The sequence below is a fragment of the Actinomadura barringtoniae genome (assembly GCF_017573505.1).
Taxonomy (GTDB): Bacteria; Actinomycetota; Actinomycetes; order Streptosporangiales; family Streptosporangiaceae; genus Spirillospora; species Spirillospora barringtoniae.
The window spans coordinates 137,207-154,121 of record NZ_JAGEOJ010000003.1 but is presented as its reverse complement, the minus strand read 5'-3'; the positions used below and the strand labels follow the sequence as shown (position 1 = coordinate 154,121).

Below are 16,915 nucleotides of genomic sequence, written 5' to 3'. Positions count from 1 at the left end.
TGGTGTGGCGCGGGGTGGTGTGGTTGGGGGGTGTGGCGCGGGGGGTGTGGCGCGGGGGGTGTGGCGGGGCTAACATTGTGAAATAGATTCACGTTTCCGCTCTAGGGGGACCTCCGTGACGCTGCCCGCCTTCCCGCCCGGCTTCCTGTGGGGCGTGTCCACGTCCGCGTTCCAGATCGAGGGCGCGCCCCGCGAGGACGGCAAGGGCCCGTCGGTCTGGGACTCCTTCACGGCCGTCCCCGGCAAGATCAAGGACGGCACGGACGCGGCCGTCACGACCGACCACTACCACCGGTACCGCGAGGACGTCGCGCTGATGTCCGACCTCGGGGTGGGCGCCTACCGGTTCTCGGTGGCGTGGTCGCGGGTCGTCCCGGACGGCATCGGACCGGTGAACGGCAAGGGCCTGGACTTCTACGACCGGCTCGTCGACGAGCTGTGCGCGAAGGGGATCAGGCCCGCGCCGACCCTCTACCACTGGGACACCCCGCAGGCGCTGCAGGACGCCGGCGGCTGGCTGAACCGCGACACCGCCGACCGGTTCGCCGAGTACGCGGCCGCGGTGGCCGAGCGGCTCGCCGATCGGGTGGACATGTGGATCACCATCAACGAGCCCGCCGAGGTGACCCTGCTCGGGTACGCGCTCGGCGAGCACGCGCCCGGCAAGGAGCTGATGTTCGACGCCCTGCCGGTCGCGCACCACCTCCTGCTGGCGCACGGCAAGGCGGTCGGGGCGCTGCGCGCGGCCGGCGCGCGCGACGTGGGCATCGCGGCGTCCCACAGCCCGGTCTGGGCGGCGAGCGACGAAGAGGGCGACAAGGCGGGGGCCGACCTCTACGACACGCTCATGAACTGGATGTTCGCCGACCCGCTGCTCGCCGGGCGCTACCCGGAGGGTCTCGCCGAGGCCATGCCGGGCCCGGTCGAGGAGGACCTCAAGGTCATCTCCGCGCCGCTGGACTGGTACGGGATCAACTACTACAACCCGACCCTGGTCGGCGCGCCGCAGCCGGACGGCGTGGAGACGTTCGGCGGCATCGACCTGCCCGCCGACCTGCCGTTCGGCATCCGCGAGATCGACGGCCACCCGCGCACCGACTTCGACTGGCCGGTCGTGCCGGACGGGCTGCGCGAGATCCTGGTGACGCTGCGGGACCGCTTCCCTGGCATGCTGCCGGTCTATGTCACCGAGAACGGCTGCTCCTACGGCGAGCCTGTGCACGACACCCGCCGGATCGAGTACCTGGACGGCCACCTGCGCTCGCTGCGCGCCGCGATCGACGCCGGCGTGGACGTGCGCGGCTACTTCGTCTGGTCGCTGATGGACAACTTCGAGTGGGCCGAGGGCTACCGGCAGCGCTTCGGGCTCGTGCACGTCGACTACGACACCCTCGCCCGAACGCCCAAGGACTCGTTCGGCTGGTACCGGGACGTGATCAAGGCGAACCGGTGACCGCCGACCCGGCGGCCCCGCTCATCGACCAGCCGGGCACCGGAGCGCCGCGACCGGTCGGCGGGCGGTGGGCGAGCGCGCTCACGCTCGCCAATCTCGGCGTCTGGGTGGGCTGGTTCGGGCCGATCCAGGTGCTGCTGGCGTTGCAGGCCAAGGAGTTCGCGCCCGGCCACAAGGCGGCCACGCTGGCCTGGGTGACCGGGGTCGGCGCGGTGGTCTCGCTGGTCGCCAACCCGGTCTGGGGCGCGCTGTCGGACCGTACGACCTCGCGGTTCGGGCAGCGCATCCCGTGGACGGTCGGCGGGGTGATCTGCGGCGCGGCAGGCCTGGTCGTGCTGTCGGTGGCGCCGAACATCGCGGTCATGCTGGCGGGCTGGATCATCGTGCAGATCTCGCTGAACGCCTCGTACGCCGCGCTCACGGCCGCCGTTCCCGACCAGGTGCCGCAGGAGCGGCGCGGGGTGGTCGGCGGCTGGCTCGGCGTCGCGCAGATCGCCGGCACGCTGCTCGGCACGGCCCTCGCGACGCTGGCGGGCGGCATCACCGCGGGCTACCTGGCGTGCGCGGTGTTCACGCTGCTGTCGGTCGTGCCGTACGTGCTGATGCGGCGGGACGTGCTGCTGGACGCGGGCGCGCGGCCGCCGTTCCGGTGGAAGGAGTTCCTCGCGGGCTTCTGGATCGACCCGCGCGAGCACCCCGACTTCGGCTGGGCCTGGCTGACCCGCTTCCTGATCAACCTGAGCAACTCCATCGTCACGATGTACCTGCTCTACTACCTGACCGACGCGGTGCACTACGACGGCAAGGCCGAGGACGGCGTGCTGATCCTCACCGCACTGGACGCGGTCACGCTGCTCGGCACGGTGGTCGTCGGCGGGATCTGGTCGGATCGGATCGGCAAGCGCCGGATCTTCGTCTTCTGGTCCGGGATCATCATGTCGGTCGCGACGCTGATGCTGTCGCTGTGGCAGACCTGGCCGGGCGCGATCGTCGCGGCCCTGGTCCTCGGCGTCGGGTTCGGGGTGTTCACCTCGGTCGACTTCGCACTGATGACCGATGTGCTGCCGAAGGCCGCCGACCGCGGCAAGGACCTCGGGGTCATCAACGTCGCCGCCGCCCTGCCGCAGGTGCTCGCGCCCGCGATCGCGGCGCCCATCGTGACGCTGCTCGGCGGCTACGGGACGCTGTACGCGGTCGCCGCCGTTATCGGCCTGGCCGGAACCCTGCTTGTCTACCGGATCCGCTCCGTTCCGTGATCCTTTGATGCCGGAGCCGAACCGGTTTCGCGACAATGCCGTCCAACCCCGCAAAGGGGGTCAGAGATGGCAAGACTCAACAAATCGGGGGCGGCTCTTCTGGCGCTAGGTGTGATCGCGACCGGCGCCGCGGGCTGCAAGGTGGGGGAAACGCAGAACGTGTCGGCCGCCGCGGCGGCCCAGGGAGCGGCGAACTACACGCCGCCCAAGCTCACCTGGACGGCGTGCACCGGTCTCCCCGGGCCCGCGCAGGGGATCCAGACCGAGCCCAACCCGGCGCTGGAATGCGCCAAGCTCACCGTTCCACTGAACTACGCCAAACCACAGGGCCAGACCATCGACCTGGCGGTGATCCGCCTCAAGACGACGGGAGCGCCCGAGAACCGCATCGGCTCGCTCGTGTTCAACCCGGGCGGCCCCGGCGGGTCCGGCGTGGACACGCTCTCCGAGAGCACCACCGAATACCGCAGGCTCCGTACGCGCTACGACCTGGTCAGCTTCGACCCGCGCGGCGTACAGCGCAGCGCGCCGATCCAGTGCGCGACCGACAAGGAGATGGACGCGTCGTCGGCGGTGGACGGGAGCCCCGACACGCCTGAAGAGGAGAAGGCCTACCTCACCGAGCAGAAGAAGGACGTCAAGGAGTGCACGGCGCGCTCCGGAAAGATCCTGCCGTACGTCGGCACGGTGAACGCGGCGCGCGACATGGAGGTGTTGCGCAAGGCCCTCGGCGACCGCAAGCTCTACTACTTCGGCACCTCGTACGGCACGTGGCTCGGCGCCAACTACGCCCATCAGTTTCCCGGCTCCACCGGGCGGCTGGTGCTGGACGCCGCGGTCAACACCAAGCTCGACACCAAGCAGCTCGCGCTGCAGCAGGCCGCGTCCTTCCAGAAGGCACTCGGCAACTACGCGGCCTGGGAGGCCCAGCAGCCGCGCGAGCAGGGTGCCACCAAAGAAGCGATCATCGACCACATCTCCAAGTTCCTGAAGGAGACCGACTACAAGCCCGTTCAGACGCAGGACAAGAACCGCGCGCTCACCCAGGACCTCGCGCAGGGCGGCGTCATGGCCGCGCTCTACTCCCGCGACCTGTGGCCCACCCTCACGGCCGGCCTGGTCAGCGCCTTCCAAGGCGACGGCACCCTGCTGATGAAGCTCAACGACCTGTACTCGGGCCGCGACAAGAACGGCCACTACGACAACTCCGACGCGGCCGGAACGGCGGTCCGCTGCGACGACACCACCAAGCGCTACACCGTCGACGACGTGAAGGCCAGCATGGGCGAGTTCACCCAGGCCTCACCGCTCTTCGGCCAGTCCATGGCCTGGAGCCTCATCAGCTGCACCGGCTGGCCCGCCAAGGGGGACGAGGCGGGACGTGAGGTGAGCGCGCCCAAGGCCGCTCCGATCGTGGTCGTCGGCAACCTCGGCGACCCGGCCACTCCCTACGACTGGGCCCCGGCCCTCACCAAGGAGCTCGGCTCCGGCGTCCTGCTCACGCTCAAGGGCGAGGGGCACGGCGCGTACGAGACCGAGAACCTCTGCGTCCGCACCAAGGTGAACGGATACCTGCTCTACGGCCGCCTGCCCGCCCAGGGCACCGTCTGCGAGTAGCTCCTGCAGCCCCTGCCGCAATCGAGCACCCCGGTGATCAGTCGGTCGCCGGGGGCTCACACGGCAGGATGAGCACGAAGCGCGCGCCCCGTTCGCCGTCGTCCCGATCGGTGATCGTGAGGCTGCCGTGCTGGGCGTGCGCGATGTCGCGGGCGATGGCCAGGCCCAGCCCGGTCCCGCCCGCGTCGCGGTGGCGGCCCTCGGCCAGCCGGGTGAAGCGCTCGAAGACCCGTTCACGATCCTCGGGCGCGATGCCCGTCCCGTCGTCGACCACCTCGACCGAGGCGCGGTCGTCCGGGACGTAACGCAGGACGACGCTGACGGTCGAGTCGGCGTGCCGGTCGGCGTTGTCGATGAGGTTGGTGAGCAGCCGCCCCAGCTCCAGCCGTCCGCCCCGTACGATCACCGGCCCGTCGGCCACCACGGTCACGCGGGCGCGGCGCGGGCGGCGCAGCACCTCCTGGTCGGTGAGCTCGTGCAGGTCGACCGGCTCGGCGGGCGACGTCTCGCGCGCGTCCAGCCGGGCGAGGGCGAGGAGATCCTCCAGAACGGCCTGGAGCCGTTCGGCGTTCTTGAGCGTGGCGGCGAGCGTGTCGCGCAGGTCGGTGGCGCCGGGATCGTCGAGCGCCAGTTCCAGCTCCATCCGCAGTCCGGTGAGCGGGCTGCGCAGCTCGTGCGAGACGTCGGAGACGAACCCGCGCTGCTTGGCGACCGCGCCCTCAAGCCGGTCGAGGGTGGCGTTGACACTGGTCGCGAGCCTTCCGATCTCGTCGGTACGACCGGGGACCGGGACGCGGCGTTCGAGATCGGTCGCGGTGATCTCGTCCAGCTCCTGGCGGATCTTGGTCACCGGGCGCAGCGTCCGGCCCGCCGCCACCCAGGTCGCGAACCCCACCAACCCCGAGATCAGCGGAATGGTCAGCGCCAGCAGCGCCGCCGTGCCGGGACGCGGCACCATCCCGGGCGCCGGGCCGATCGAGTAGACGTACCGCGCACTGTCCCCACTCCCGGAACGGAACGCCACGACCTGGAAGCAGCGGCCGCCCGGTACGTCGAGCGAGCAGGTCCGGCCGTCCCTGCGATCGTCGCCCTGTACGGGCGGATCGAAGTTCACCGGCGGACGTCCTCGCATGCCGGGACTGGCCGCCACGATCCGGCGCTGCGGATCGACGACCTGGATCAAAGTCCGGTCCGCGGTCACCAGGTCGTCGCCCGTGACCGGGCCCCGGTGGATCAGCTCGACGACGCGGCGCGCCTCCCTGGCCAGGTGCTGGGTCCGGTGGTGCGACTCCTGCCGGTAGACCATGATCAGCAGCGCCGCGTACAGCACGGTGGTCAGCACCGCGGTCACCACCACGGCCGAGGCGGTCACGCGGAAGCGGATCGTCGGCTCGCGCCACACGCTGTGGAACCTGCCCTCACCCGGGCAAACCCGACCCGATCACCTGGTCAAGGTGCCGCCACCTGGATCCGGCCCGATGTGCCTCGCACATCGGGCCTGGCAGGGCGTGATGGACCGGTTACGATGCGAAAGGAACTCCCCGAGAGGAACCCTGGTCAGGAACGGAGCCGGCATGGCCGTGGCCGACGGTGCGGTACTGCGCACGGCGGGACGGCTGCCCGCCGAGGTGACCAGTTTCGTCGGCCGCCGGCGCGAATGCGCCGAGGTCAGGCGGCTGGTGGAGTCCGCGAGGCTCGTCACGCTGCTCGGCATGGGCGGGGTCGGGAAGACCCGGCTCGCGCTCCGTACCGCCGCCGACGTGCGTCACGCGTTCGCCGACGGCGTCCGCTTCGTGGACCTGGCCGCCGTCCAGCACGCCGAGCTGCTGCCGCAGGCGGTCGCCGACGCGCTCGACCTGCACGACCAGACCACCCGCGACCCCCTCGACGCGCTCACCGACCACCTGGCGGGCCGGTCGGTGCTGCTGGTGCTGGACACCTGCGAGCACCTGGCCGACGCGTGCGCGATGCTGGCCGAGACGGTGCTGCGCGCCGGCTCCGGCGTACGGGTGCTGGCGACCAGCCGCCAGCCGCTCACGATCCCCGGCGAGCACACGATGGTCGTCTCGCCGCTGGACCGGCCCGAGCAGGGCGAGGACGAGGCGGTCACGCTGTTCGCCGAACGCGCGGCCGCCGTGGTGCCCGGCTTCGCGGTGACCGACGACAACCGCACCGACATCGTCCGGCTCTGCCATCAGCTGGAGGGCATCCCGCTCGCGATCGAGCTGGCGGCGGTGCGGCTTCGCGCGCTGCCGCTGGACCAGCTCGTCGCCCGGCTCGGCGACCGCTTCGCGCTCACCGGCCAGCGCCGCACCGGCCAGGCGCGCCACCAGACGCTCCGGGCCGCGATCCGGTGGAGCGACGAGCTGTGCACGCCCGCCGAACGCCTCGCCTGGGCCCGCCTGTCGATCTTCGCCGACGGGTTCGGCCTCCCCGAGGCGGAGGTGGTCTGCGCGGACGAGGCCGGGCCCGCCGATGAGGCCGCGGCCGCCGAGTCCGTACCGGCCGATGAGGTGCTCGACCTGGTCGCGGGCCTGGTGGACAAGTCGGTGCTGACCCGCGAGCCCGACGGCCGCTACCGGATGCTCGACACCCTGCGCGAGTACGGCGCCGAACGGCTGGCCGACAGCGGCGAGACCGACCGGGTCCAGCGCCGCTACCTGGACCACTACCTGGGACTGGCCGAACGCGCCGAACACGAGCTCGCCACCTCCGCGCAGGCGGGCTGGTTCGCCTGGGAGGCGCGCGAGCACGGCAACCTGCGCGACCTTCTCGACCGCGCGATCCGCGCCGGTGACGCCAGGGCCGCGCGGCAGCTCTTCGCGGGCTTCTCGCCGATCTGGATGGGCCGCGGCCAGCTCCGCGAGATCCGCATGTGGGCCGACCGCGTGCTGGCGCTGCGGCGCAGCCCCGCCGAGGAGACGGCCCGCGTCGTCCGCATGACGCTCTTCTGCGCGCTCGTCCAGGGCGACCTGCGTGCCGCGCGCCCGCTGCTGGAACGGCTCCGGCAGCACTCGACCACCCCCGCCGAGCAGGCCTACCTCACCCAGCTGTCGGGCATCCACAGCCTGCTGGAGGACGACTTCGTCCAGGGCCACCGGCTCCTGGACGAGGCGCTCGAACAGCACCGCGACGCGGCCAACGACGACGTTCTGGCCCTGATCACCGGCCTGTACGCGACGGCGGCGCGCATCTCGGTCGGCGACGTCCCGGGCGCGCGGGAGATCGCCGAGGCCACCATCTCCACCTGCGAGGACGTGGGGGAGGAGTGGTGCATGTGCCACGCCCTGTGGGCCCGCGCCGGATGCCGCCTGATGAACGGCGAGACGACCGAGGCCCAGGCCGACGTCCTGGACCTCCTGCGCATCGCCGCCCGCCTGGACGCCCGGATCACCGTGACCGCCGGGCTGGAGCTCGCCGCCGCCTGCGCGTACGAACTGGGTGATTATGAACGCGCCGGGCGCCTTTACGGCGCGGCCGACGGGCTCCGCCGCGCACAGGGCCTGACGTCCATCGGCGGGCACCTGGACGCGCTCTGGGATCTGGCCGGGGACCGGCTCCGAGAACGCCTTGGGGACAACGGTTTCACAACGGCCACGGCCGACGGCGACCGCCTCTCGTTCACCGAACGCGTCTCCCTCGGCCTCGACACCCCGGAGTCGACTCTGTCCAACCGAGAGTCGAGCCGAGGAGGGGGCGGAAGCACCCGACATTCCTGACATACTCGTACCAGCATGTGCGAAAAGGTGTCGCGACCTGCCCGGATTGCCTACCGTGGGGGGACGCCCACGCGGCAGGGGGTACCTCGTGACCATCAGTGGACCGGCCGGCCGAGAAGGCCAGGCCGACATGGGCGTACCCCATTCGGCCCGCATCTGGAACTTCTGGCTGGGCGGCCGGGACAACTATCCGGTCGACCGTAAGGCCGGAAACCACATTCTCGGCTGGGTCCCGGAACTGGTGATCTCCGCGAAGGCCGACCGCCGCTTCCTCGCCCGCGCGGTCACCCATCTGGCGAAGGCGGGCGTACGCCAGTACCTGGACATCGGCACCGGCCTCCCGACCGTGGACAACACCCACGAGGTCGCCCAGCGCATCGCCCCCGACTCGCGCATCGTGTACGTGGACAACGACCCGCTGGTCCTCGTGCACGCCCAGGCGCTCCTCACCAGCTCGGCCGAGGGGAGCACGGCCTACATCGAGTCCGACGTCAACGACCCCGCGCGCATCATCGAGAAGGCCTCGGCCAGCCTCGACTTCAGCCGCCCGGTCGCGGTCATGATGCTCGGCATCCTCAACTTCGTCATGGATGACGACGACGCCCGCGCCATCGTCGGCCACCTCGTGGACGCCGTGCCCTCCGGCAGCTACCTGGCGATCTCGCACCCGACCGGCGAGGTCGGCCCCGAGCCCATGACCCGCGCGGTGCGGTATTGGAACGATCAAGGCGCCGCGCCCATGCGCCTGCGCACCCGCGAGGAGCTCGAGAGCTTCTTCACGGGCCTCGAACTGATCGACCCCGGCGTGGTCTCCTGCGTTCACTGGAACCCCGAGCCCGGCGACGACCCGATCGACGTGCCGCACTTCTGCGGAGTCGCGCGCAAGCCCTAGCGCCCCTGGCAGGCCCCGGCGGGCCTCGCGGTTGGCCGAAGCCGGACGCCGCCGACCCCGCTCCCACCTGCGAAAATCGCGGGATGGAAGTCGACACCGACAAGCCCAACATGGCGCGCATGTACGACTACGCGCTGGGCGGCAAGGACAACTTCGCCGCCGACCGCGACGCCGTGAACAAGCTCTTCGCGTTCTCGCCGGAGAACAGGTACGTGCCGAAGGCCAACCGTCGCTTCCTGGGCCGCGCGGTCCGCCACGTCGCCTCCCAGGGCGTACGCCAGTTCATCGACCTGGGCGCGGGCCTTCCCAGCCAGGGCAACGTCCATGAGGTGGCCCAGCAGAGCCTCCCCGACGCCCACGTCGTGTACGTCGATGCCGACCCCGTGGTCCTCACTCACGCGACCGCGCTGCTGGCGACCGACCCCTCGACCGCGGTCATCCAGGCCGACATCCGCGAACCGGAGAAGATCCTCGCCGACGGGAAGCTCCGCGAGCTGATCGACCTCTCCGAACCGACCTGCGTCCTGTTCGTCTCGGTCCTGCACGGCATCTCCGACGCGGACGACCCGGCGGGCATCGTCCAGGCGTTCGCCGACCAGCTGGCGCCCGGCAGCCACCTGATCCTGTCCCACCTCACGAGCGAGGGGCACCCGCCCGAACTGGTGAAGCAGAAGGAAGAGGTCTTCGCCAAGTCGCCGACGCCCTTCTCCTACCGGAGCCGCGCCGAGATCCTGCGTTACTTCGACGGCTTCACCCTCGTCGAGCCGGGCCTGACGCCCGTCACCTCGTGGCGCGACGAAGAGACCGAGTCCGCGGAGATGACCGCCGCCGGTGCCTGGTGGCTGGGCGGCGTCGCCCGCAAGTAGAGCCTCGGCGGCCTGTCAGTGAAACGGGAAGCTCCCCGCGCGCCGGGGCGTACGGGGAGCCGAGTCAGCGGGGGACGCGCGGTTTAGCTGTAGAACGTGAAGTTGTCGACCTTGATGGTCGTGCCGCGCTCGCCCCAGTAGGTCCAGACCTCGGCGCGGTACTGGGTGTCCTCGTAGGCGGTGGCGAGGCTCTTGCAGGTCGAGCCGGAGTTGCCGTCGGAGTAGTAGGTGTTCTTGTCGGTCCAGTGCGGGGCGGGGCCGGAGCGGCTGAGGGGGGTCAGCTTCACCGTGACCGAACGCAGGCCGTCGCTGTTGTAGGCGTACGCGCAGAACGAGTCCGAGCTGTCGGTGTAGCTGATGGTGCCGTCGCCATAGGCCTTCGAGACCGAGTTGGCGAGGGCCGGGGAGGCGAGGGCGATGCAGGCCGTCGCGACGCCGGCGCCTACGGCGGCCGTCTTGAGGAGGTTCTTCATGGTTCTCCTTCCGGGGGGAAGTGGATCTTGGTCCACTCGAAAAGGATCTTGAACCATGCAGGTGGCGGGGCAATAGAGGGTCGAGAGAGTGTTCGCCTGGGTGTCGCCGTCCGGCCGTTCGCCGGTCGCCTGACGGTCGGTGCGTTTGAGGCTTTCGGGGGCGTTGGTGTTGATCTAGGCCCTACGATCGGCGGATGCCGAAGCTGAGTAAGTCTGTGACGGGTGTGGTGGCGGTCGGCGGATTGTCGGCGGTGGTGGCGGCCGGGGTGGCCGTCAGCGCCTCCGGATCGTCGGGGGAGCATCACCAGGCCGGGGCGGTCGCTCAGGTCGTGGATCTGAAGTCCTCGGGGAATCTGAAGGCCGACCTCGACGCGATCCTGGCCGACAAGGCGCTGGCCGGGGCGAAGGCCGGCGTGGTCGTACGGGAGGCCAAGAGCGGGAAGGTGCTCTACACGCGGAGCGCCGAGACCCCGGTGACGCCCGCGTCCAACCAGAAGCTGGCCACGACCGCGGCGGCGTTCGCGATCCTCGGGCCGAAGTACACCTTCCGTACGAGCGTCATGTCGCGCGCGGCCAGGAAGGGCCAGACGCTGCGCGGCGACGTTGTGCTCAAGGGGACCGGCGACCCGACGATGCAGGCCGCCGACTATGACCGTCTTGCCGCGGGCCTGGCCAAGAAGGGGATCCGCAGGGTCTCCGGCCGGTTGGTCGCCGACGACACGTGGTTCGACTCCCAGCGGGTGGCCAAGGGCTGGGACCCGACCGACCTCCCCTACTCCTACGCCGCTCAGATCTCCGCGCTGACGATGTCCCCGGACAAGGACTTCAACGCGGGTTCGGTGAGCGTCGACGTGTCGCCGGGCGCGGAGGGCAAGCCCGTCGTCGTCGGGACGACACCGAACGTCGGCTACATGAAGATCGACAACAAGGCCGTCACGGGAAAGGCCGGGTCGCCCTCGTCCCTGTCGGTGACGCGCAAGCCCGGGACGAACGTGCTGACCGTGACGGGGTCGTACCCGGTCGGCGGTTCCAAGTACACGGGCCTCTACACCGTGAACGAGCCCGAGCTCTACGCGGCCGCGGCGTTCCGCAAGTCGCTCAAGGCGCACGGCATCGCGGTGACGGGCAAGACGGTGCGAGGCGCCGCTCCCAAGGGATCGCGCACGCTGACGGCGCGCACCTCGATGCCGCTGTCCAAGCTGGCCACGCCGTACCTCAAGCTCAGCAACAACACCATCGCCGAGATCCTGGTGAAGGCCATCGGCCACAAGACCCGGGGCAAGGGCACGTGGGCGGCCGGGCTGCCCGAGGTGAAGCGCAACCTGACCCGCCTCGGGCTGAACGCGAACCACTTCACGCTGACCGACGGCTCCGGGCTCTCGCACAGCAACAAGGCGACGGCCGGGCAGGTCGTCGCGCTGCTGCGCGCGATCCAGCGCAAGCCGTGGTTCCCGACCGTCTTCAACGCGCTGCCCGTCGCCGGTCAGCCGCAGCCCTGGGTGGGCGGCACGCTGGCCACCCGCATGGTGGGCACGAAGGCGGCGGGCAACGTGCACGCCAAGACCGGCACGCTCACCGGTGCGTCGGCGCTGTCGGGCTGGGTGAACGACCCGGCCGGCACGCGGCTGACGTTCTCGATCGTCTTCAACGACTACAAGGCGACCTCGACGCAGGTCCGCGGCCTCCAGGACAAGATCGCCGTCCGGCTGGCCGGCGGGGACGCCGCGCAGAAGATGACGATCCGGACCGTCCAGACCGGGCGGGACGGCCTCGAGTGCTCCTGGACCGGCACCTGCTGATCCACCCGCTGATCCACCTGCTGGTTCACACGTGAGAACGGCCGCCGGGCGATCGCCCGGCGGCCGTTCTCGTCGTGTCCGGGGGTCAGGTCCGGTCGAGGCCCCAGCGGGTGCGGATGGCGCGGTCGACGACGCCGAAGAGCTGGTCGATCACGATGCCGATGATCAGAATGATGATCATGTAGGAGATCATGTCGGCGGTGTTGTTCAGCTCCCTGGCCTGGGACAGCAGCACGCCGAGCGAGGTGGTGTTGCCGATGATGACCAGCAGCTCGCCGGCCATCAGGCTGCGCCACGCGAACGCCCAGCCCTGCTTCAGCCCCGCGACGAACGCCGGCAGGGACGCGGGCAGGATCAGGTGCCGGTAGAGGTTGAGGCGGCGCAGCCCCATGACCTTCCCGGCGCGCAGCAGGATCGGCGGCGTGTAGTCGACGCCGGCGATCAGGCCGTTCGCGATGGACGGCGCGGCGCCGAGGACGACGACGAACAGGATCGCGCTCTCGCTCAGCTGGAACAGCAGGATCGCCAGCGGGAACCACGCGATCGACGGCATCGTCTGCAGGCCCGTGATCAGCGAGCCGAACGCGCGGCGCAGGATCCGCGACTGCGACACCAGCGCGCCGATCAGCACACCGACCGCGATCGAGACCGTGAAGCCGATGATGGCGCGCTGCATGGTGAGGCGGACCGCGGACCAGAACGAGCCGCTGGTCACCTGGTCCCACAGCACGGGCAGGGTGTCCTTCGGGCCGGGCAGGACCCACGGGTCCTTCCAGCCGCTCCACACGACCGCCTGCCAGGCCAGCAGCGCGATCGCGACGGCGGTCAGCATCGGCCACACCGCCGACCAGACGCGCAGCGCGGGGTTGCGGCGGGTGCCCTCGGACAGCTCCAGGGCGTCCAGCCCGGCGAGCTGCTGGTGAAGCCGGCTGCCGACGTCCTTGGCCTCCAGGTCGAGGGCCCTCTTGCGGTCGGACTCAAGCACCATGGCGGCCGACCTCCTCACGCAACCGGTCGGTGATGGCGGCGGCCAGCTCGGCGACCTCGGTGGAGTCGATCCGGCGGGGCCGTTCCATGGGCACGGGGAACTCCTGCACGACGCGGCCGGGGCGGCTGGACAGCAGGACGACGCGGTCGCCCAGGCGGACGGCCTCGCGCACGTTGTGGGTCACGAAGAGCACGGTCAGGTTGCGCTCGCGCCAGATCCGTTCGATCTCGTCGTGCAGCAGGTCGCGGGTCATCGCGTCGAGCGCGCCGAACGGCTCGTCCATCAGCAGGACGGTGCCCTGGCCCGAGTCGGTCTCGTCGACGGTGAGGGCCAGGGCGCGGGCGAGGGCGACGCGCTGGCGCATGCCGCCCGACAGCTGGTGCGGGCGCTTCTTGGCGAAGCCGTCCAGGTGCACCGAGGCGAGCATCTCGGCGGCCCGTTCGCGCCGGTCGGCACGCGGCACGCCGCGCATCTTGAGCGCGAGCTCGATGTTGGCCGTGACGTTCAGCCACGGGAACAGCGCGGGCTCCTGGAACATCAGCGCGACGCGCGCGCCCTCGGTGTCGATCGTGCCGGCGCTGGGCTTGTCGAGGTCGGCGACGAGGTTGAGCAGGGTGCTCTTGCCGCAGCCGGACGCGCCCAGCAGGCAGACGAACTCGCCGGGCGCGACGTTCAGTGAGACCTGGTCGAGGGCGAGCAGCGCGGTGCCCCCTGATCCGAACATCTTGGAGACGCCGTCGAGCCGGACCGCGGCTGCGGTCCGGCTCGGGGCGGCCGTGGCGGCCTGTGTCATTTGTCGCTGACCTGTGCCTTCCCGTTCGCCTTGAGGACCTCGTTCAGCGGACCGAGGTCGTAGATGCCGTTCAGGTCCGTCTTCTCCAGCAGCCCGATCTCCTCCGCGTGCTGCGCGCCCTGGACCAGGGACGAGGACACCGGGTCGGTGGTGAAGGTGATCTCCTTGAAGGCCGCGTCGAGGATCGCGGGCTTCAGCGGCTTGCCGCTCAGCTTGGTGAGCGCGTCGTTGGCGGCCTGCTTGGCCTCGGCCTGGTGGGCGTTGATGAAGTCGGTGCTCTCGACGACGCCCTCCAGTAGCTTCTTCACCTGGTCGGGGTGCTTCTTCGCGAAGTCCTGCCGCACGATCAGGTTGGTGATGACGAACTTGCCGCCGGGCCACAGCGAGCTCTCGTCGAGAAGCTTCACCCCCTTGCTCTCCAGGATCAGCCGGGAGGCGTAGGGCTCGGGGACCCAGGCGCCGTCGATGCTGCCCTGCGCGAAGGTCTGGAGCGTCTGCGCGTTGTCCTGCGGAACGACCTTGACGTCGCCGCTGCCGTCCTTGTTGGCGGTGAGGCCGTTCTTCTTCAGCCAGTAGCGGACCGCCACGTCCTGGGTGTTGCCGAGCTGCGGGGTGGCGATCTTCTTGCCCTTGAGGTCGGCGGCCGACTTGATGCCGGGCTTCACGACCAGCGCTACGCCGCCGGAGGCCGCGCCCGAGATGATCTTGATGGCCTTGCCGTGCGACTTGGCCCAGGCGTTGATGGCCGGGTTCGGGCCGACGAACGTGGCGTCCACGGCGCCGGAGAAGACCGCCTCGACCGCGGCCGGGCCCGCGTTGAAGGTGGCCGTCTTGGGCGCGACGCCCAGGTGCTTGGCGAAGATGCCCTTCTGGACGCCGACGAGCGCGGTGGCGTGGGTGATGTTGGGGAAGTAACCGAGCTTCAGCGGGGCGGAGGAGCCCGACTTGCCGCCGTCGGAGTCGTCCCCACACGCGCTGAGCGTCCCCGCTCCCACCAGGACGATCAGAGCTGTGGCGGCGATCCGGCCGCGGAACCTGCGATGCATTGTCGGTAATCCCTACTTATCAAGTGTGTTTGATGTTCATAGTAGACAAGGTAGGTAATGGCTTCGTCAAGTCACCAGCTCAGCACGGATCTGTAACGCTCGTCCGTAACCCCTTCGAGGTGCTCGGAGAGCCGGTTGGGCGTCGCCCCCGCGAGCTGGATAGGCTCGGGGCGCAAATCGTCCCCACGCTGATCACAGGGAGCCGCTCGTGTCGTCGATCGAGGCCGTCATCGCCCGGGAGATCCTGGACTCACGCGGCAACCCGACCGTCGAGGTCGAGGTGCTGCTCGCCGACGGGACCGAGGCGCGCGCCGCCGTCCCGAGCGGGGCCTCCACCGGTCAGTTCGAGGCCGTCGAGCTGCGCGACGGTGGCGAGCGCTACGGCGGCAAGGGCGTGCTGAACGCCGTCAAGGCCGTGAACGACACCGTCGACGAGAAGATCGTCGGCTATCCGGCCAGCGAGCAGCGGCTGATCGACCAGTTGCTGATCGACCTGGACGGCACCCCCGCCAAGTCCAAGCTCGGCGCGAACGCGATCCTGGGCGTCAGCCTCGCGGTCGCCAAGGCCGCCGCCGAGTCCGCGGGCCTGCCGCTGTTCCGCTACGTGGGCGGCCCGAACGCGCACCTGCTGCCGGTGCCGATGATGAACATCCTGAACGGCGGCGCGCACGCCGACTCCAACGTGGACGTCCAGGAGTTCATGATCGCTCCGATCGGCGCCAGCACGTTCTCCGAGGCGGTGCGCTGGGGCGCGGAGACCTACCACGCGCTGAAGTCGGTGCTGAAGAGCCGCGGCCTGAACACCGGCCTCGGCGACGAGGGCGGCTTCGCCCCCGACCTGCCGAGCAACCGCGACGCGCTCGACCTGATCCTCGAGGCCATCGGCAAGGCCGGCTTCGCTCCGGGCCGCGACATCGCGCTCGCCATGGACGTCGCCGCCAGCGAGTTCTGCAACGACGGCGCCTACGAGTTCGAGGGCACCAAGCGCACCGCCGCCGACATGGCCGCCTACTACGGCGAGCTCGTCGACGCCTACCCGCTGGTCTCCATCGAGGACCCCCTCGACGAGGAGGACTGGGACGGCTGGAAGGCCCTCACCGACTCGATCGGCACGCGGATCCAGCTGGTCGGCGACGACCTGTTCGTCACCAACCCCGAGCGGCTCCAGCGCGGCATCGACACCGCGACCGCCAACGCGCTGCTGGTCAAGGTCAACCAGATCGGCTCGCTCACCGAGACCCTCGACGCGGTCTCGCTCGCCCAGAGCAACGGCTACCGCTGCATGATGAGCCACCGTTCCGGCGAGACCGAGGACACCACGATCGCCGACCTGGCCGTCGCCACCAACTGCGGCCAGATCAAGACCGGCGCCCCGGCCCGCAGCGACCGCGTCGCCAAGTACAACCAGCTGCTGCGCATCGAGGAGCTGCTGGACGACGCCGCGCGCTACGCCGGCGCCGCCGCCTTCCCGCGCTTCACCTGGAAGGGCTGAACCGACTCGGCTGGGGGCCGGCCTTGGCGAACGACGACGACCGCAAGGCCTCCCGGGGGACGTCCGCGTCCCCCGAGGGGGGACGACCCCCCACGCCCCCCGGGGCGGGGGGCTCAGACGACTCCCCGGGAGGCGGCGCGCCGCGCAAGAACCCGGCGCTGACCAGCCGGGCCGCGATCCTGGCGATCGTGATGTGCGCGATCGCGCTGAGCCTCGCCTATCCCGTACGGGAGTACATCGCGCAGCGGCAGGAGATCGCCGAGCTCCAGCACAAGGAACAACTGGCGCAAAAGCAGGTGGAGGAACTCTCCCAACGCAAGCAACAACTGGGAGATAAGTCGTACATTGAGCGTGAGGCCAAGCGAAGACTCCACTACTGCTATCCGGGGGAGAAGTGCTTCATCGTTCTTGACAGCGGTGGCGGTGCTGGCCAGCAGGCCCAGAAGGGCGGCCGGCCGACCAGGCCGCCCTGGTACGAGACGCTCTGGCGGTCAGTGGAGGCCGCCGACGATCCGCGCTGA

The 16,915-nt window shown here is 70.4% G+C and carries 14 protein-coding genes; 9 read left to right on the top strand and 5 right to left on the bottom strand.

Going from position 1 to position 16,915, the window contains the following annotated elements:
- Positions 1 to 115: 115 nt before the first annotated feature.
- The 3 genes from J4573_RS07700 (at position 116) to J4573_RS07690 (ending at position 4,326) form a co-directional block, all read left to right on the top strand.
- On the top strand, positions 116 to 1,453 hold the full coding sequence (locus tag J4573_RS07700; protein ID WP_208254582.1) for a GH1 family beta-glucosidase: 1,338 nt from the start codon (positions 116 to 118) through the stop codon (positions 1,451 to 1,453).
- Positions 1,450 to 2,709: an MFS transporter gene (locus J4573_RS07695; protein ID WP_307796539.1), complete on the top strand. Its 1,260-nt coding sequence runs from the start codon at positions 1,450 to 1,452 to the stop codon at positions 2,707 to 2,709. Before J4573_RS07700 ends, J4573_RS07695 begins: the two co-directional genes overlap by 4 nt.
- Positions 2,710 to 2,775: 66 nt before the next feature.
- Entirely contained in the window at positions 2,776 to 4,326 is a 1,551-nt protein-coding gene (locus J4573_RS07690; protein ID WP_208254581.1) for an alpha/beta hydrolase, read from the top strand.
- Positions 4,327 to 4,363: 37 nt separating this feature from the next.
- Here J4573_RS07690 and J4573_RS07685 read toward each other — a convergent pair whose 3' ends face one another.
- Entirely contained in the window at positions 4,364 to 5,728 is a 1,365-nt protein-coding gene (locus tag J4573_RS07685) for a sensor histidine kinase (RefSeq protein ID WP_307796538.1), read from the bottom strand.
- A 172-nt stretch (positions 5,729 to 5,900) separates the two neighbouring features.
- Here J4573_RS07685 and J4573_RS07680 point away from each other — a divergent pair, with 172 nt between their 5' ends.
- From J4573_RS07680 to J4573_RS07670, 3 genes are all read left to right on the top strand, one after another.
- Positions 5,901 to 8,045 (top strand): ATP-binding protein, encoded by a 2,145-nt coding sequence (locus J4573_RS07680; protein ID WP_208254580.1) that lies wholly within the window; start codon positions 5,901 to 5,903, stop codon positions 8,043 to 8,045.
- An 88-nt stretch (positions 8,046 to 8,133) separates the two neighbouring features.
- Positions 8,134 to 8,937 (top strand): SAM-dependent methyltransferase, encoded by an 804-nt coding sequence (locus J4573_RS07675; RefSeq protein ID WP_307796537.1) that lies wholly within the window; start codon positions 8,134 to 8,136, stop codon positions 8,935 to 8,937.
- Between the two features lie 83 nt (positions 8,938 to 9,020).
- On the top strand, positions 9,021 to 9,803 hold the full coding sequence (locus J4573_RS07670) for an SAM-dependent methyltransferase (protein ID WP_208254579.1): 783 nt from the start codon (positions 9,021 to 9,023) through the stop codon (positions 9,801 to 9,803).
- Between the two features lie 83 nt (positions 9,804 to 9,886).
- Here the strand turns inward: J4573_RS07670 and J4573_RS07665 are convergent, their stop codons facing one another.
- Positions 9,887 to 10,276 (bottom strand): hypothetical protein, encoded by a 390-nt coding sequence (locus J4573_RS07665; protein WP_208254578.1) that lies wholly within the window; start codon positions 10,274 to 10,276, stop codon positions 9,887 to 9,889.
- Positions 10,277 to 10,470: 194 nt separating this feature from the next.
- On the opposite strand from J4573_RS07665, the gene dacB reads away from it, so the two are divergent.
- Positions 10,471 to 12,075: a D-alanyl-D-alanine carboxypeptidase/D-alanyl-D-alanine endopeptidase gene (gene dacB, locus J4573_RS07660; RefSeq protein ID WP_208254577.1), complete on the top strand. Its 1,605-nt coding sequence runs from the start codon at positions 10,471 to 10,473 to the stop codon at positions 12,073 to 12,075.
- Positions 12,076 to 12,160: 85 nt separating this feature from the next.
- Here the strand turns inward: dacB and J4573_RS07655 are convergent, their stop codons facing one another.
- From J4573_RS07655 to J4573_RS07645, 3 genes are read right to left on the bottom strand one after another with little or no spacing between them, the layout of a single operon-like run.
- Positions 12,161 to 13,063: an ABC transporter permease gene (locus J4573_RS07655; RefSeq protein ID WP_208254576.1), complete on the bottom strand. Its 903-nt coding sequence runs from the start codon at positions 13,061 to 13,063 to the stop codon at positions 12,161 to 12,163.
- Complete coding sequence (locus J4573_RS07650) at positions 13,053 to 13,856, bottom strand: ABC transporter ATP-binding protein (RefSeq protein ID WP_208254575.1); 804 nt, start codon at positions 13,854 to 13,856, stop codon at positions 13,053 to 13,055. The genes J4573_RS07655 and J4573_RS07650 overlap by 11 nt, the downstream gene beginning before the upstream one ends.
- Positions 13,853 to 14,902, bottom strand: coding sequence for an ABC transporter substrate-binding protein (locus J4573_RS07645; protein ID WP_208254574.1), 1,050 nt, complete (start codon positions 14,900 to 14,902; stop codon positions 13,853 to 13,855). The genes J4573_RS07650 and J4573_RS07645 overlap by 4 nt, the downstream gene beginning before the upstream one ends.
- Positions 14,903 to 15,110: 208 nt before the next feature.
- Here J4573_RS07645 and eno point away from each other — a divergent pair, with 208 nt between their 5' ends.
- Together eno and J4573_RS07635 are read left to right on the top strand one after the other, a co-directional pair.
- Complete coding sequence (gene eno, locus J4573_RS07640; RefSeq protein WP_208254573.1) at positions 15,111 to 16,394, top strand: phosphopyruvate hydratase; 1,284 nt, start codon at positions 15,111 to 15,113, stop codon at positions 16,392 to 16,394.
- A gap of 23 nt (positions 16,395 to 16,417) precedes the next feature.
- The gene (locus tag J4573_RS07635) at positions 16,418 to 16,915 is read left to right on the top strand and encodes an FtsB family cell division protein (RefSeq protein ID WP_243772647.1); all 498 of its coding nucleotides are present in this window, start codon (positions 16,418 to 16,420) and stop codon (positions 16,913 to 16,915) included.

What these genes read in the sequence shown, in the direction of transcription:
- J4573_RS07690 (WP_208254581.1), top strand. Translation starts at nt 2,776, where the DNA reads ATGGCAAGACTCAACAAATCGGGGGCGGCTCTTCTGGCGCTAGGTGTG.
- J4573_RS07680 (WP_208254580.1), top strand. Translation starts at nt 5,901, where the DNA reads ATGGCCGTGGCCGACGGTGCGGTACTGCGCACGGCGGGACGGCTGCCC.
- J4573_RS07670 (WP_208254579.1), top strand. Translation starts at nt 9,021, where the DNA reads ATGGAAGTCGACACCGACAAGCCCAACATGGCGCGCATGTACGACTAC.
- J4573_RS07665 (WP_208254578.1), bottom strand. Translation starts at nt 10,276, where the DNA reads ATGAAGAACCTCCTCAAGACGGCCGCCGTAGGCGCCGGCGTCGCGACG.
- dacB (WP_208254577.1), top strand. Translation starts at nt 10,471, where the DNA reads ATGCCGAAGCTGAGTAAGTCTGTGACGGGTGTGGTGGCGGTCGGCGGA.
- J4573_RS07655 (WP_208254576.1), bottom strand. Translation starts at nt 13,063, where the DNA reads ATGGTGCTTGAGTCCGACCGCAAGAGGGCCCTCGACCTGGAGGCCAAG.
- J4573_RS07650 (WP_208254575.1), bottom strand. Translation starts at nt 13,856, where the DNA reads ATGACACAGGCCGCCACGGCCGCCCCGAGCCGGACCGCAGCCGCGGTC.
- J4573_RS07645 (WP_208254574.1), bottom strand. Translation starts at nt 14,902, where the DNA reads ATGCATCGCAGGTTCCGCGGCCGGATCGCCGCCACAGCTCTGATCGTC.